Raw genomic sequence first — 14,024 nt, 5'->3', positions numbered from 1 at the left:
ACGTGCATTCCACCTCAGCGAGAGCCCATGGCCATGAGTGAAACCGAAAAAGAGCAGCCGAACGCGGGCCTGTCGAGCCTGCTGCGTGGCGTGGATGAATTCAGCCACCACGTGTTTCCCGAAAACGAAGCGCTGTTCAGCAGTCTGGCCAGGGGCCAGGCGCCGCACACGCTATTCATCACCTGCGCCGATTCACGCGTCGTTCCCGAGATGATCACCCAGACGCAGCCGGGCGAACTCTTCGTCTGCCGCAACATCGGCAATATCGTGCCGGGCTATGGCGAAATGCTCGGCGGTGTTTCTGCCGTCGTCGAGTATGCGGTGCTCGCGCTCGGCGTGAAGCTGATCGTGGTCTGCGGGCATACCGACTGCGGCGCCATGAAGGGCCTGTGCAACGGCACGGCGTCACTCAACATGCCCACGGTCGAAGCGTGGCTGCGCAACGCTGAGGCGGCGCGCAGCGTGGTTTTCACGCGCCAGCTGGAGCCTGCCGACACGGTACAGGCGCTGGTGGAAGAGAATATCAAGCTGCAATTGACGCACCTGCGAACGCATCCCTCGGTCGCGGCCGGCATCGCCGATGGCCGGCTCGAGCTGCAGGGCTGGGTCTACGATATCGAGCATGGCCAGGTGCGCATATTCGATGAGGCGGAAGGGCAGTTTCAGTCGCTGGCGGAAGCCACGGCGCGAATCGAGCAACGCGACCACCGATGATCGTTCCCGGTCGCGTCCGCCCCCGACAGGTTCTGCAGGTCCTGCATTACGTGGGACGTCCACTGGCGCTGCTGTTTTTCTGGGATGTGGCGGTGACCGCTGGCTATCTCGCCACGCCCTACAAGTTCGACGTGCCGGCGCTGCCGCTGTCGTTGATCGGCTCGGCGATTGCCGTGTTTCTGGCTTTTCGCAACACCACGGCGTACGCGCGCTGGTGGGAAGCGCGCACCTTGTGGGGCGCGATGGTCAACGCCTCGCGCACCTTCGCCCGCGAACTGAAGATGCTGCTGCCGTCGGGCAGCAGCACTGTTCGCGCCGACCTCGTACGGCGCCACATCGCCTACGTGCACGCGCTTCGCCTGCATCTGCGCCGGCAATCGCCGTGGGGCGAGCTGCAGCAGCGCCTTCCGGCCGATGAACTGGAGCAGCTGCGCGCGGTCACCAACGTGCCTAACGCCATACTCGATCGCAGCGCGCAGATCATCGGCGAAATGTCAGACCTGGACAGCATGAAGCTCGCGACGCTTGCCCGCACGCTGAGCGATTTCTCCAACGCCCAGGGCGGCATGGAGCGGATCAACAACACGCCATTCCCGAGACAGTACGCGACCTACCCCGTCGTGTTCACCCACGGTTTCTGCCTGCTGCTGCCACTGGGTCTGGTCGGCTCGCTCGGCATCTACACTCCGCTCGGCTCCACCGTCGCCGGCTTCCTTTTTCTTGCCCTGCTGCAGATCGGCAACGACATGCAGGCGCCGTTCGCCAATACCGAAAACGACGTACCAATGACCAGCCTGACGCGATCGATCGAAATCGTCCTTCGCGATGGCCTGGACGAAGCGCATCAGTTGAAACCGGTAGACGTTGAAAACGGCGTGCTCTGGTAAAAGGCTGACTTTCGCAAGAATGTCGCAGCGATTATTCGCTGTTGCAGAAGCTTTATCCAAGAAAGAACCGGCCCGGATTTCACCAGGCCGGTTTTGCTCTACGCGGACATGTGCGATCAGAACCTCACGGTGGCGGTGAGCATGGTCGCACGTGGTGCGCCCGGCAGCAGGGTCTGGAAAGTGCCGTTGGGATCGCTATCCACAAAGCCGTTGGAGCCGATGGTGGCGAAGTAGCGCTTGTCCAGCAGGTTGGTGACGTTGAGGGCGAGCTTGAGATCCTGCACCACGCTGCCGAGCTTGCCGAAGTCGTAGGCGGCTTCCGCGTTCATCAGCCAGAACGACGGTACCGAGGCGTCGTTGGTATAGGTGTAATAGCGCTTGCCGGTGTAGTTGGCCGACAGGCGCAGGTCCCACGGGCCCGGTGTCCATGCCAGTTCGGAGAAGAACAGCTGCTTCGGGCTGTCGACGACCGTCTTGCCCTTGCTCTCCACCAGCACGGTGCCGTCGTAGTAGTTGTCTTCGTAACGCGAGCGGTTGTACGACAGCGAGTTGCTCCAGTGCAGCTCGGGATCAAGCTTGAAATTGATGGCGAGCTCGGCGCCACGGCTGCTGACCGAACCCACGTTGGCGTACGCCGCGGGGCAACCGACAATGCCGGCGCATTTCGAGATAGCCACCAGACGGTTGTCGAACTTGACATCGTAGAGCGCCAGCGACGCCTGATAGAAATCGTCCGAATGACGGAAGCCACCTTCCACCGTGCGCGACTGCTCGGGCTTCAGCGTCTTGCCGAACAGGTCGTAGGCGACCTGGGTCGTGGCCAGCGGACCGGTGATGCCGCCCTGGAAGGCGGCGATGTTCTTGGCATACGAGCCGAACAATTCGTTGCCGCCGCCAAGCTGATAGCTGGCACCGATCTGTGGCAAGAAGGTTTTCTTGGCGGTGAGCTCGCCATTGGCATAGCTGCCGGTGGTGCCATATGTCACGGTGCCCGGCTCCGCCACACCCTTGAGCGTGGTATCGGGAGATTTGAAACCGAAGTCGATCGCCAGCGCATCGTCGAGCAGCTTGATGCTGTCCTGGACATAGAACTGTCGGGTGGTGGTCTCGAAATGCTGCTTGAACAGGCGCAGGTTCGGATCGTTGAGGAAGTAGGTGTCGTCGACCGGGCCGGTAATGTAGTAGTAGTTGCGCGACACGTTGAGATTGCTGTCTTCGTACCAGAAGCCGCCTTCGATATGGTTGATGCCGATATCCCAGGTCAGTGCGGCGGTGACGCCGGCGCGATCGATTCCGTATTCGGTAGTGCGGATCGAGATTGGCGTTTCCTGCGGCGTGCCCGGATACGACGCCTGGTACGGCGTGAACCAGTGACCCTGGCCGCGATCGTTGTGATAGTACGTGGTGGCTTTCAGATTGACGCCGTCGGCCACGGCAAAGTTGCCGAAAACGCTCGCGACGGTGTCGTCACGCAGGCCGCGCGCGTCGTAATAGGCATCGTCGACAGTGGTCACGCCACCGGTGTAGATGCCCTTGGCCGCATTCACCGCGCGCTGCCAGTCCGGCGCGTAGTTGTCCCAGTTCCATCCCAGACGCCTTTCCAGCGAAAGCGAGAGATCCTGATAATCCGTCTCGTCGCGGCTGGAGGTGGTGACCAGCGCGCCGACCTGGTTGTCACCCCAGTTGTAGACCGCCTTGCCGTTGAACTGCTTCTGCTCCTGCGCGCCGTCACCCTTCCATTTGTCGATATCGCTGTAGGCGCCGGACAGATACATCGCAAAACCGTTGTGATCGCCGGTATCCAGACGCGCATACGTGCGGTGGGCGCTGTCGCTGCCGAAGCCCTGCTCCACGGTGATGCCCGGTTCGGGCGTAGGATCGGAGGAATAGAACTGGATCGTGCCGCCCAGATCGCTGGTCGATGCCGTACCCAGCGAGCCGATGCCTTCGGCAAGCTCCGCACCACCGAGGTTTTCGGCGATCAGCGCGCGGCTGATGTGCAGGCCGTTCTGGTTGCCGTAGCTCATGTCGCCCAGCGGGATGCCGTCCAGCGTGAAGCCGAGGCGGTTCTGGTTGAAGCCGCGCAGGCTGATGCGCGTGGACCATTCGTAATTGCCGAACGGATCGGCCGATTCGAAATGCACGCCCGGTTTGCTCGCCAGCACTTTCAAGGGGCTGGTGCCCGGCGGCAGAATCTTCAGGTCGGTCGGCGTGATGCGTTGCACCTGGCGGGTTTCGCCCTGGCCGATCACCGACACCGAATCCAGCGTCTTGGTTTTGGTGGCATCGGGCGCTGCCGCTGCCGCGGGTACGTCATCGGCGCCGGCGGCCATCGCCGACGGGCCGTATAAACCAACGAGCAGCGCCACGGCGAGACCGGTGCGACGGACGATTAACGTGCGAGTAGACATACATATCCTTTCCGCGGCGCCCGCAGAGGAGCGATCACGAGATAGTTGGTGGTGAAGGAAAAAGATCGGCCGTCCCTAGCGGCCAGTGCGCACAAGCTTGCGGGCGGCGTGTGTAGGCGGCTTTACACCGACATTGCAGATTTATGCCGCCGTCACACGATTTGAAAGCCCGACCATATCGAGCAAACATGCATGGCGCAGCGCCGAGCCGCCGGCCCCTCGCGCGAGCAAAAGAACACGCGCGCGGGCTTCGTTCGCTTACTTAACCGCCGCTACAGGCAGCGCATGTCCCTGCGCCGTCGGCAAACTGGCGCCCATCAGGTGTGCCAGTGTCGGCGCGATATCGCGCATGTCGATCGAACCGAGATTCTTGCCGGCCGCAATACCCGGGCCTTCGATGAGAAAGGTGGAGCGCATTTCGGGATCTGCCGGATCGTAACCGTGCATGCCCAGAAAATGCGGCGATGCAGGCAGCGGCGCATCCGGCGTAATGCCCAATTCGTAGCCGACCTTCATCGTCACGAACCAGCTGGCCTTGTCGGTGCCGCCCTGCGCCACCAGCTGGTCGTGATCAAGCACGCGATCGATGTGGTACTGCGGATCATCCCGCAACTGCTTCAAGAGCGCGGCGACCCTGGCTTTCACCTCGGCATTGTTGGGGTCTTTCAGCACGATCGCCGCGCTGCCGCCGTCATTCCACACCGCAGCCTGCCAGTCGGTGATCTTGCCGTCCTTGATCGTGACCAGTCCGGCCTTGATGAAGGGCGCATAGAAGTTGATGTCCTGCTTCACCGGCGCAAACCCGTGGTCGGAGACGATGGCAATCGCGCCGTCCGGATGCACGCGCTGCGCGGCGGCAACCAGATCGCCGATGAGCACGTCGATACCTTCGAGCGTCTTGCGCGAGGCTGGCGTATCCGGGCCGGTGGCGTGCTGCTCGGTATCCAGCGCAGTGACGTAGGCGGTCATGAATTGCGGCTTGCGCGTTTCCAGCAGGTGTATCGCAAACCTGGTCCGGTTCTGATCGCCGGCCAGACTTTCGTCGATGCCGTCGGCGTAAGGGCCGAGATCTTTTTCCAGCGAGGGAAGCAGGCCAGGCGTGGACAGCGCGGCGACCAGCTTGCGGTCATCGGGCATGCCTGTGCGCCAGATCTGCGGCAGATTCCAGTCGACGTTCGCGCCGACACTGACCGGCCAGTGCACGTTGGCCGTGCTCAGGCCGGCGGCGTGCGCGGCGTCCCAAAGGGTTGGCACGCGGATGTCGGCGGCGTACCAGTCCCAGCCCTGCTGGTTCTGATTGGTGGGATCGAAGGTGAGGTTGCTGCCGATGCCGTGGACGTAGGGCGACACGCCGGTGATCAGCGTGGTGTGGCTGGGATAGGTCAGCGTCGGCAGCACGCCGCGCACGTCGTGGGCGTAGCTGCCCTTTTTCAGAAAGGCCTGCAGGTTCGGAAGGTGCAGGCCGCGCTTTTGCGCGTCCAGCACGTCGGCCGGACGCAGGCCGTCGATCGAAATCAGCAGCACCGGTTGGGATGCGCCCGACTGCGCGACGGAGGGCTCGATCGCCGCAAGCGAGAGGGCGCCAAGGAACAGGGAAGACAGCAGAAAGCGCATGGGACGATTCGCAAGATGACAAAGAGGCTGCACATGCTGGCCTGCGACTAATGCATTCTTGTGACACCCAGCCTTCGTTTAGGCGTTGCGCATGGACGGCTCAACGACCATCCAGAGCCTGGCGTCCGAGCGCCGGATCGTCGGTGAAAAACGCATCGATGCCCGCATCCAGATAGGCGCGGATCTCTGCGATCGAGCCGCTGGCGTTGAAGATTTTCGGATCGCTGCCCTGCCAGAAATTCTTTGCCTGGAAAAAGTTCTCCGGACGGAACGTATACGGATGCAGCTCCAGCCCGGCCGCATGAGCGTCGTGCACCAGCGCGGTGGGTCGGCCCAGCGTGCCGTCGGTAGCCAACGGAATGATCGAACGGATGTTCGGGCCGATCGCATCGGCGTAGGTGGCGATAGCGCGCAAGCCGGCCGGCTTCATCATGTCCGCAAAGGTCAGCTTGCCGCCTGCAACCACCTCGTCGTACGTTTGCTCATTGGCATCGCTCAGCAGCTGCAGCAAGCGGATGTTCGGGCGGCTATTGTGCGCGCCCTTGCCGCCGAGCTTGCCGCGCAGGTAGCGCAGGTTGGCGATTTCGAAGGACTGGATTTCCACCGGCGCCGTTTGCGTATACGTATGCGCGGCAAGTATTGCCAGCACCTTGTCTTCCATCGGCAGGCCGAGCTCCTGGAAATAAGTGCCATGCTTGATCTCGGGGATGATGCCGACCGGATGACCCACCACCGCCGACTCGGCCGCGACAAAATCGATGATTTCGTCCAGCGTGGGAATCTGGAATTCACCGTCATATTTGGTACTGCGCAGCTCCGGCAGGCGCTCGCGTGCGCGCAACGTTTTCAACTCGGCCAGGGCGAAATCTTCGGTGAACCAGCCGGTGACATCCTCGCCGTCGACGCGTTTGGTGGTTTTTCGCGCAGCGAATTCGGGGTGCGATGCGACGTCGGTAGTGCCGCCAATCTCATTTTCATGCCGCGCCACCGGCACGCCGTCCCTGGTCATCACCAGATCGGGCTCGACGAAATCCGCACCGTCGGCAATCGCCTTGCCGTATGACGCCAGCGTGTGCTCGGGCCGCAGCGCGCTGGCGCCGCGATGGCCGATGACCAGCACCCTGGCCGCGATGGGCGTTTCAGCGGCGCTCACGGAAACAGGCATGGACAACATCCCGGCGAGGGCAAGAGCGGTCAAGCATAAGCGACTCATGGCGCTACTCCGATAACCGTCGCCGTGCATTCGACAATGCCGCCTAGCCTGGCAGGCGTTTATGGAGGTTTGTTGACGGCTTGCGCGTCCAACCATGGCTGGCTGGTCGTAAATGATGCCCTGCTCATCGGCACACCGCGGCAAAAACATGCCCGGTGCGCTTGCCTCGCTGCCGAGATGTAAATAACCGGTTTGGTTGAATGGTCTGTCGGTGGCGGCGATGCCCTGCGCCTGCTTCTCCGTGCTCAGGGCATCGCGGTCGGTCAGCCGGCTTACGGTGCGGCACGGGCCGGTGCCGGCTTCAGCTGCGCCCAGCTACCCATACTCTCTGCTGCTTGCCGCGTCGCTGTTCATGGAACGCACCTCGCTCCATGACACGATGCACCGATGGCCGACGCGGGCTGGATCACGGTCAAACGCGGCTGGGCGGGCGAAAGCCGCACCAAATCGGTGGCGTTGACCCGCCAAGGTCGCGCCGTCATGACGGCAGCAAACGTGCATTGGGAGGGAATCCGGGGGCGTATCGTGCAATCGTTCGGCATGGAACCATGGGGATCGCTGCATAAAGATATTGCCGAACTGGCTGCATTGGGAGTAAACCTGAATCGTAATTTCTTTCGCACTTTTACCCAACCGACTTTGACGGCATCGGCAGGGATTGGGCGTTGCAGCACCGAAATCACCCGGTTTTGCGATAATCCAAGGTGAAGTCCGGCACATACTGACTCGATTTTTCCGGAAGAACGCCATGCCAAACCGCCACGATGACGCCAAGACCGACAACGCGATCGGTGACCACATGACGCTGCACTCGCTCGCGCTGGATATCGCCGACCACGCCGCGCGCTCGGAAATCGAGCTCTACGCAATGCAGTTTTGCGAAGCCGACGGCCGCAGGGTCTTTGACACGCAGAGGCCGCGGGAGGACTCCGTTGGCCAGGAAAGCCTGTCCATCGCCGCGAAGGCCGTGCGATATATCGAACTGCGCGGCAATGCCCTGCCCTACCAGCTGCGCCGTTCGGGCACGGTGGTGTGGTTTGAAGACCAGGAGATGGCGGAATCGCTGGCAGGCTAGCGGCAAGCGAAGCCTGTGGCAGCGCGGGTTGGCGCGACTCGCCATGATTGCTGTGAGACATTACTGATAGACGTGCAGCCGTCCAAACGTCCAGGCGTGATACGAGTCGATCAGCCCCGGTATCCTGCAGTCGTCGTATAACCCGTTGCAGCGCGTGCGCAGCTCGTGCAGCGCGGAAAAGTACGGATCTTTCGGCAAGCCGGCGGCCTGCAGCACCATGCTCGGCAAAAACGCGATATCCATCATCGGATAACTCGGCAAGGCATCGCCGGCGTAATTGGTCTTCAGTATGTAATAGGTCAGAAAGTCCCGGTACGGCCGCAGCGCCGGCGGCAGCGTGCGCGCCATCGGGCGGATCATGCCTTCGAACGACGGCTGGTGATCGCCGAAGTGCACCAGCAGGGTCGGCTGCGGGCGGTCCAGAAAGTCGTGCTCGAGGCCGCGCATGGCCACGTCGGAATCGTGCAGGCGCGACAGATACGCGCTGAAGTTGATCGTCGCCGCCGGCGACAGTCCGGTCAGCAGGCCTCGGTTGAACGGCGGCGGCAGCTGCGCCAGCGCCAGATCGTCATGCGGACCATGCTGGTTGATGGTGAGGATCATGATGAAAACCGGCTGGCCCGGCTTCTTCACCTGATCGTAGACGCGCTTGGCCGCGTCGAACATCTGCTTGTCGGTCTCCTCCCACTCGTCCAGCTTCAGCTCGTTGACGTCGTACAGGTGATCGAAACCATACGAACGGTAGGCGTTGCGGCCGTTGATGAAACTGCCTTCGGTCGGATAGATCGCGATGGTGAGATACCCCAGCCGGCGCAGCTGCATGGCCAGCGCATCGCGCACATGCGGGGCCAGCACGTAGGGCGCGTACATGCCGCCGGGGCCGAAAATATCCTGCGGCATGCCGGTCAGCGTGGCGAACTCGCTAACCCAGGTGCCGCCGCCAAAGGTATGCGTGCGCAGCACGCCGGTGCCGCGCGTGCGCGCATCGCTCTGGAACATCGACAGACGACATTCCGGTGCGCCACAGGCGGTAAAGATCGAGGGATCGAAGGTGCTTTCCTCCAGCACCTGCACGATGTCGGGGTACGGCGGATGCGCGCTGCCAGGCTCGCCCTGCGCGGTCGATCCCCACTGCTGTTCGGCCAGCGCATCGCTCGACATCGCCGGCAGATGCACACGCGCGTCGTCGAAGTTGATGAAAAAATTGGTCAGCTGCGCGTCGTCGGATAATTTTTCCCACACGCCGCGGTTGTGCACCTGGGCAAACGGCCCGCCCGGCAGCATGCAGACCAGAAAGGCCAGCACGCAGACCCCCATGCCGCCCGTACGCAGGCCGAGTCTGGCGAGCGACCGGCGACCGACGAACAGCCGCCAGTCCCAGCGCCACACCAGCCAAAGCAGCGGCGGCACCACCACACAGATACCAATACTGAGAAGGTACAGATGCGGGTAATGCCTCAGCGTGTCGAGCAGGCTGGTGCCGGCGTAATAGATGAAGTCCGACGGCATCAGCGATTCTTCGAGGTACTTGATTTTCAGCACCGCCAGAAACTTGATCGCGGCGAACAGCGCGCTGCACACCACCAGGGCGGTAGCGAAGCGCGCGAACGCGAACAGCAGCGCACCAAAGGTGCACACCATCAGCGTAACGATGAAGCACTGCTGCAGTGCCTTCGGCTCCTGCATGGCGGTGGCAAAGATGCAGACGGCGAACAACAGCACCGCCGCGAGCGACACCAAGCCGGCCCGGGTGAAACGTAACGACAGTCGTCGCATGGCTGGAAAATCCCCGGGACCCGATTGTCACCGCGGCGCCATCTTACGGATTTGTGAAGGCGGCGGAAGCTTGCCGGTCACCGCCGTTCCACTGGCGTTGGGCTGAGCCGTTGCGTGGGAAGGGGCCGAGCGGGTCGGCGAGCGGCTAGACTGCCCGTTCTCTGCCAACGATGCACCATGCCCACCTCGTCATCCTCCCAACGCGGCGCCGTATTCGCGATGCTCGCCACCATCCTGATCTGGGCTTACAGCTGGATCGTGATGAAGCAGGTGCTCGCCTACGCCGGACCGTTCGATTTTGCGGCGCTGCGCTACCTGCTTGGCGCGGCCTTACTTTTCATCGTGCTTGTGATCGCGCGCCAGCCCCTGCGTCCGCCGCCTCTGCTGCTGACCATCGGCATCGGCGTGTTCCAGACCGCCGCGTTTCAGGGACTGGGGCAGTGGGCGCTGCGCACCGGTGGCGCCGGCCACGTGGCGCTGCTGGCTTACACCATGCCGTTCTGGGCGGTATTGCTGGCGTGGCTGATGCTCGGCGACAGACCCACGCGACGGCACGTTATCGGACTGGTGCTGGCAGCACTGGGCCTGCTCTGCATCATCGAGCCATGGCAGGCGATGGGCAGCGTGGCGAGTACCGTGCTGGGGCTTGCCGCCGGCATCTGCTGGGCGGTGGGCACGGTGCTGACCAAGCGCATGTTCCTGCGGCACAAGCAGTCGGTGCTCAACCTCACGGCATGGCAGATGCTGGCCGGCGGCATCGCGCTGGGCATCGTGGCCCTGCTGGTGCCGCAGCGTCCGATGGTCTGGACCGGCGCGCTGATCGCCGGCCTGGCCTACAGCGTGGTCATCGCGTCCAGCATCGCGTGGTGGCTGTGGTCGATCGTGCTGCAGCGTCTGCCAACCACGGTCGCCAGCCTGTCGAGCCTGGGCGTACCGATCGTCAGCGTATTGCTGGCGTGGAGCATCCTGCACGAGCAACCGTCGCTGATGGAGTGGGTCGGCATCGCCTTCATCGTGGCGGGTCTGGCGGCGGTCAGCGGCGTTGGCACCCGCAGCCGCGGCTGATCGCCTCACCCCCGCCCATCCACACAAACCTGCGCCGATATTCAGCGTGCAAAAGCGGCAGCGGCGATATGATGAAACGCAGACGCTAGCGAAAAATTCTTATGCCTGATCTCTCTCAACTGTGGTCAAACGGGATTGCGTGGCTAAGCCACCACGCGGTGACGCCGTTTCTGACTTTGCTGCATATCAACGGCCTGGCCGGCAATCCGGACGAAATTGCTGCCGCGTTGATGATTGCGACGCTGCAGGTGGCCATCATCGGGCTGATTTTCCGCCCGCTGGAAACCTGGTTCCCGGCCGAACAGTGGGCCGACCGCAAGCTGACCCTGGTCGATCGAAACTATACGATCCTGATGCTGCTCGGGATTTTTCCGCTGTTTACCTATCTGGTGCTGACGCCGTTTAGCCATCTGTTTGGCGACAGCAACGCCAATGCCAGCGACAGCACCGGATCGCCGCTGGCCATATCGCACCTTATTCCGTGGTTCGACCATCACCCGCTGCTGCTGTTTCTCTTCTACTACGCGATCTACGATTTCGTCTACTACTGGATGCACCGCACCCAGCACGCGCTGCCCTGGTGGTGGGCGCTGCACAGCATGCATCACAGCCAGCGTCAGATGAGCTGCTGGACCAACGACCGCGGCAACCTGATCGACGGCTTCATCCAGTCGATGGTGCTGGCGGTGGTCGGCCTGCTGATCGGCGTGGAGCCGGATGAATTCGCCTGGCTGATGCTGCTGGGCGAGCTGGCGCAGAACTTTTCACACACCAACGTGCGGCTCGGCTTTGGACGTCTGTTTGAAAAGGTGTTCGTCGACCCGAAGTTTCATCGCCTGCATCACATGCTGGTCGATCCCGAGCGGCCGAACCTGCACAACTGCAACTATGGGCAGGTGTTTTCGATCTGGGACGTGGTGTTTCGCACCGCGCTTTACGGGGAGCCGACGCGACCGACCGGCGTGGGCGACCCCATCGTGGATGCCGACAACAACTACAGCCTGCTTGGCCTGCACTGGGTGTCGACCAAGCGCTTTCTGGGCGCGGTGCGGCGCAAGTCGGGCTGGAAGCCGGGCGAAGTGTCCTTCGCCGAAGATTACACCCCGATCCCGCTCAAAACGCTGAGCCCGGCGGAGCTGCATGGGCTGCACGCGGAGCACGTGAAATCGTCCACCGTGTCCAGGGCCGCGGGCGAACCGGGACAGGGTCGCCCGACGACCGAGGCAGAGGCCGCCTGATTGCGGACCCGGATTAGCTGCCCATAGTCCAGGGCAGTGCCTGCAGGTCGACGTTACCGCCGGTCAACACCACGCCAACGCGACGCCCGGCGAAACGCGCCGGCTGCTGCAGCATGGCGGCCAGCACCGTGGCGCAAGACACTTCCACAATGATGCGCAGCTCCGACCACAGCAGCTGCATGGCGGCGATCGTCTCCGTATCGCTGACGGTGATGATCTGCACATCGTGCGTGCTCAGCGCTGCCAGATTGCTCTGGCCTATCAACGCCCTGAGCCCGTCGCAGACGGTATTCGGCGCGAACGCCGTCACGCGTGCGCCGCGCGCGATGGACTGCGCCGCATCGTCAGCGCCGCTGGGCTCGGCGCCAAACAGGCTGAGCGACGGATCAATGCCATGGGCGGCGATGGCCACGCCGCTGGCCAGGCCCCCACCGCCCACCGGGGTGATCAACGCGTCCAGGCCCGGCGCCTGCCTGCACAGCTCCAGCGCGACCGTGCCCTGCCCCGCCATGACCTGCGTATCGGCGTAAGGGTGCACCAGCACCGCGCCGGTAGCGTGCTGAATCTCGTCGGCCATCGCTTCACGCGCGGTCTGCGTGGGCGCGCAGCGGTGCAGCGTCGCGCCGGCGCGTTCGATAGCATCGACCTTGGCCTGCACGGCGCCTTCCGGCACCACCACATGCGCGGCAATGCCGCGCGTACCCGCCGCCAGCGCCAGCGCATTGCCGTGGTTGCCTGAGGAGTGCGTGACGACACCGCGGGCCGCCTGCTCCTCGCTCAACGCCCACACCGCATTGCACGCGCCGCGAAATTTGAACGCGCCGCCGCGCTGCAGGTTCTCGCATTTGAAATGCAGCTTGGCGCCGCTCAGTGCGTCGAGCGCCGCGCTGCGCAGCACGGGCGTTACCTGCGCGTACGGCGCAATGCGCGCGGCGGCGTCGAGAATCTGCGCATAGGTGGGCAGCGCATCACTGGCCAAACCCTTGCTCGCCAGTACCGCACTCATGGCAGCAGCACTTCCACGCCGCAGCGAAAGCGTCGCTCGGCACCCGGCGCAAGGCGGATGGCGTCCTGCCATTCGGGCCGGTTGAAGGCATCGGCCATGCACTCCATCGGCTCGAGCGCGACCGCACGTCGCGCATCGCGCGCGGCCGTGTCGGCGGTAAAGGCGTGCATCACGCCGCGCTCCTGCCACACGGCAATCGCCAGGCCCGTGGCGGGATCGCGCAGCCGTGTGCGGATGTAGCCGTCCGCTTCGGCGTGCAGATCGGTGTACTCGTGATCGAGAATGGTGCTGCCGATGGCACGCGCTTCGCGGAAGTCGAACGTCGGCGCATCGTCCAGCGGTGCGTAAGCCGCCGCACCCGGCAGCGCGATGAGATCGGCATCCGTTCGAATCAGCGTCTGCGCGGGAATTTGCAGCTGCCAACCGTCCGCCGTCGTCCCAGCGAGCGCGTTGTCGCCGACCCGGAAATACGGGTGCCAGCCGTAGAAGCACGGCGCTTCGGTGTCACCCACGTTGCGCATGCTGACGTCGAGCGTGAGGCCACCCGCATCCAGCGTGAACGTCACGGCCAGATCGATCGCGTGCGGATAACCCGGCTGCGGCCGGATCGCCGACGTCGCCAGCGTGACGTGAGCGCCAGCGTTATCGGCCGCAAGTTCAGCAATGGCGAAATCGGTATTGCGCACGAAACCGTGCCGTGCAGCACGCTCGGCACCAGTAACACCTGGCTGCAGATCCTGCGGCTGACCTTTGAAGGTATAGCGCGCGTCGCCGATGCGGCCGGCGAACGGCACCATGATGGCGAAGCGTGAACCCGGACGGGTCGCCACTTCGTGCGCGTCGCGGTAGCCGTCGGCGATGTCGTGCATTACGGCACCTACAGGCACCTCGAAGCTGAGCAAGGCGGCGCCGTGGCAGGCCACACGGAGCTTGCGCCGGTCTTCGTGATCGGTCAGCACGACGATGGGTTGATCGCCCAGCAGGGCTTTTTCGACGGTGTATCGCGTCATGAGGTTTCCCGGTGT

At 63.5% G+C, this 14,024-nt stretch carries 12 protein-coding genes; 6 read left to right on the top strand and 6 right to left on the bottom strand.

The window, feature by feature from the left end:
- The first annotated feature begins 69 nt into the window (after nt 1-69).
- Both ACDK93_RS01955 and ACDK93_RS01950 read left to right on the top strand, forming a co-directional pair.
- Nucleotides 70-714, top strand: a complete 645-nt coding sequence (locus ACDK93_RS01955; RefSeq protein ID WP_458072319.1) for a carbonic anhydrase — start codon at nt 70-72, stop codon at nt 712-714.
- Nucleotides 711-1,601 (top strand): bestrophin family protein, encoded by an 891-nt coding sequence (locus tag ACDK93_RS01950; protein WP_458070910.1) that lies wholly within the window; start codon nt 711-713, stop codon nt 1,599-1,601. The genes ACDK93_RS01955 and ACDK93_RS01950 overlap by 4 nt, the downstream gene beginning before the upstream one ends.
- Nucleotides 1,602-1,717: 116 nt before the next feature.
- On the opposite strand, the gene ACDK93_RS01945 is transcribed toward ACDK93_RS01950, so the two are convergent.
- The 3 genes from ACDK93_RS01945 to ACDK93_RS01935 form a co-directional block, all read right to left on the bottom strand.
- A complete protein-coding gene (locus ACDK93_RS01945) occupies nt 1,718-4,012 on the bottom strand; it encodes a TonB-dependent receptor (protein ID WP_458070909.1) in 2,295 nt (764 codons plus the stop codon).
- A 258-nt stretch (nt 4,013-4,270) separates the two neighbouring features.
- Nucleotides 4,271-5,626: an alkaline phosphatase family protein gene (locus tag ACDK93_RS01940; protein ID WP_458070908.1), complete on the bottom strand. Its 1,356-nt coding sequence runs from the start codon at nt 5,624-5,626 to the stop codon at nt 4,271-4,273.
- Nucleotides 5,627-5,726: 100 nt separating this feature from the next.
- Nucleotides 5,727-6,791: a glycerophosphodiester phosphodiesterase gene (locus tag ACDK93_RS01935; RefSeq protein WP_458070907.1), complete on the bottom strand. Its 1,065-nt coding sequence runs from the start codon at nt 6,789-6,791 to the stop codon at nt 5,727-5,729.
- Nucleotides 6,792-7,226: 435 nt separating this feature from the next.
- On the opposite strand from ACDK93_RS01935, the gene ACDK93_RS01930 reads away from it, so the two are divergent.
- Complete coding sequence (locus ACDK93_RS01930; protein ID WP_458070906.1) at nt 7,227-7,547, top strand: hypothetical protein; 321 nt, start codon at nt 7,227-7,229, stop codon at nt 7,545-7,547.
- 40 nt (nt 7,548-7,587) lie between these two features.
- Nucleotides 7,588-7,914: a hypothetical protein gene (locus tag ACDK93_RS01925; protein WP_458070905.1), complete on the top strand. Its 327-nt coding sequence runs from the start codon at nt 7,588-7,590 to the stop codon at nt 7,912-7,914.
- 60 nt (nt 7,915-7,974) lie between these two features.
- Here the strand turns inward: ACDK93_RS01925 and ACDK93_RS01920 are convergent, their stop codons facing one another.
- Nucleotides 7,975-9,690 carry a sulfatase-like hydrolase/transferase gene (locus ACDK93_RS01920; protein WP_458070904.1) on the bottom strand — a complete coding sequence of 572 codons (1,716 nt, stop codon included), beginning with the start codon at nt 9,688-9,690 and terminating at the stop codon, nt 7,975-7,977.
- Between the two features lie 177 nt (nt 9,691-9,867).
- On the opposite strand from ACDK93_RS01920, the gene ACDK93_RS01915 reads away from it, so the two are divergent.
- Nucleotides 9,868-10,755 carry a DMT family transporter gene (locus ACDK93_RS01915; protein WP_458070903.1) on the top strand — a complete coding sequence of 296 codons (888 nt, stop codon included), beginning with the start codon at nt 9,868-9,870 and terminating at the stop codon, nt 10,753-10,755.
- Between the two features lie 101 nt (nt 10,756-10,856).
- On the top strand, nt 10,857-11,993 hold the full coding sequence (locus ACDK93_RS01910) for a sterol desaturase family protein (protein WP_458070902.1): 1,137 nt from the start codon (nt 10,857-10,859) through the stop codon (nt 11,991-11,993).
- A 13-nt stretch (nt 11,994-12,006) separates the two neighbouring features.
- Here the strand turns inward: ACDK93_RS01910 and ACDK93_RS01905 are convergent, their stop codons facing one another.
- Entirely contained in the window at nt 12,007-12,999 is a 993-nt protein-coding gene (locus ACDK93_RS01905; protein ID WP_458070901.1) for a pyridoxal-phosphate dependent enzyme, read from the bottom strand.
- Complete coding sequence (locus ACDK93_RS01900; protein ID WP_458070900.1) at nt 12,996-14,009, bottom strand: aldose epimerase family protein; 1,014 nt, start codon at nt 14,007-14,009, stop codon at nt 12,996-12,998. The genes ACDK93_RS01905 and ACDK93_RS01900 overlap by 4 nt, the downstream gene beginning before the upstream one ends.
- Nucleotides 14,010-14,024 lie beyond the last annotated feature (15 nt).

Source organism: Rhodanobacter sp. BL-MT-08 (genome assembly GCF_054161255.1).
This window is presented reverse-complemented; position numbering and strand designations above follow the sequence as displayed.

What these genes read in the sequence shown, in the direction of transcription:
- ACDK93_RS01950 (WP_458070910.1), top strand. Translation starts at nt 711, where the DNA reads ATGATCGTTCCCGGTCGCGTCCGCCCCCGACAGGTTCTGCAGGTCCTG.
- ACDK93_RS01945 (WP_458070909.1), bottom strand. Translation starts at nt 4,012, where the DNA reads ATGTCTACTCGCACGTTAATCGTCCGTCGCACCGGTCTCGCCGTGGCG.
- ACDK93_RS01940 (WP_458070908.1), bottom strand. Translation starts at nt 5,626, where the DNA reads ATGCGCTTTCTGCTGTCTTCCCTGTTCCTTGGCGCCCTCTCGCTTGCG.
- ACDK93_RS01935 (WP_458070907.1), bottom strand. Translation starts at nt 6,791, where the DNA reads ATGCCTGTTTCCGTGAGCGCCGCTGAAACGCCCATCGCGGCCAGGGTG.
- ACDK93_RS01930 (WP_458070906.1), top strand. Translation starts at nt 7,227, where the DNA reads ATGGCCGACGCGGGCTGGATCACGGTCAAACGCGGCTGGGCGGGCGAA.
- ACDK93_RS01925 (WP_458070905.1), top strand. Translation starts at nt 7,588, where the DNA reads ATGCCAAACCGCCACGATGACGCCAAGACCGACAACGCGATCGGTGAC.
- ACDK93_RS01920 (WP_458070904.1), bottom strand. Translation starts at nt 9,690, where the DNA reads ATGCGACGACTGTCGTTACGTTTCACCCGGGCCGGCTTGGTGTCGCTC.
- ACDK93_RS01915 (WP_458070903.1), top strand. Translation starts at nt 9,868, where the DNA reads ATGCCCACCTCGTCATCCTCCCAACGCGGCGCCGTATTCGCGATGCTC.
- ACDK93_RS01910 (WP_458070902.1), top strand. Translation starts at nt 10,857, where the DNA reads ATGCCTGATCTCTCTCAACTGTGGTCAAACGGGATTGCGTGGCTAAGC.
- ACDK93_RS01905 (WP_458070901.1), bottom strand. Translation starts at nt 12,999, where the DNA reads ATGAGTGCGGTACTGGCGAGCAAGGGTTTGGCCAGTGATGCGCTGCCC.
- ACDK93_RS01900 (WP_458070900.1), bottom strand. Translation starts at nt 14,009, where the DNA reads ATGACGCGATACACCGTCGAAAAAGCCCTGCTGGGCGATCAACCCATC.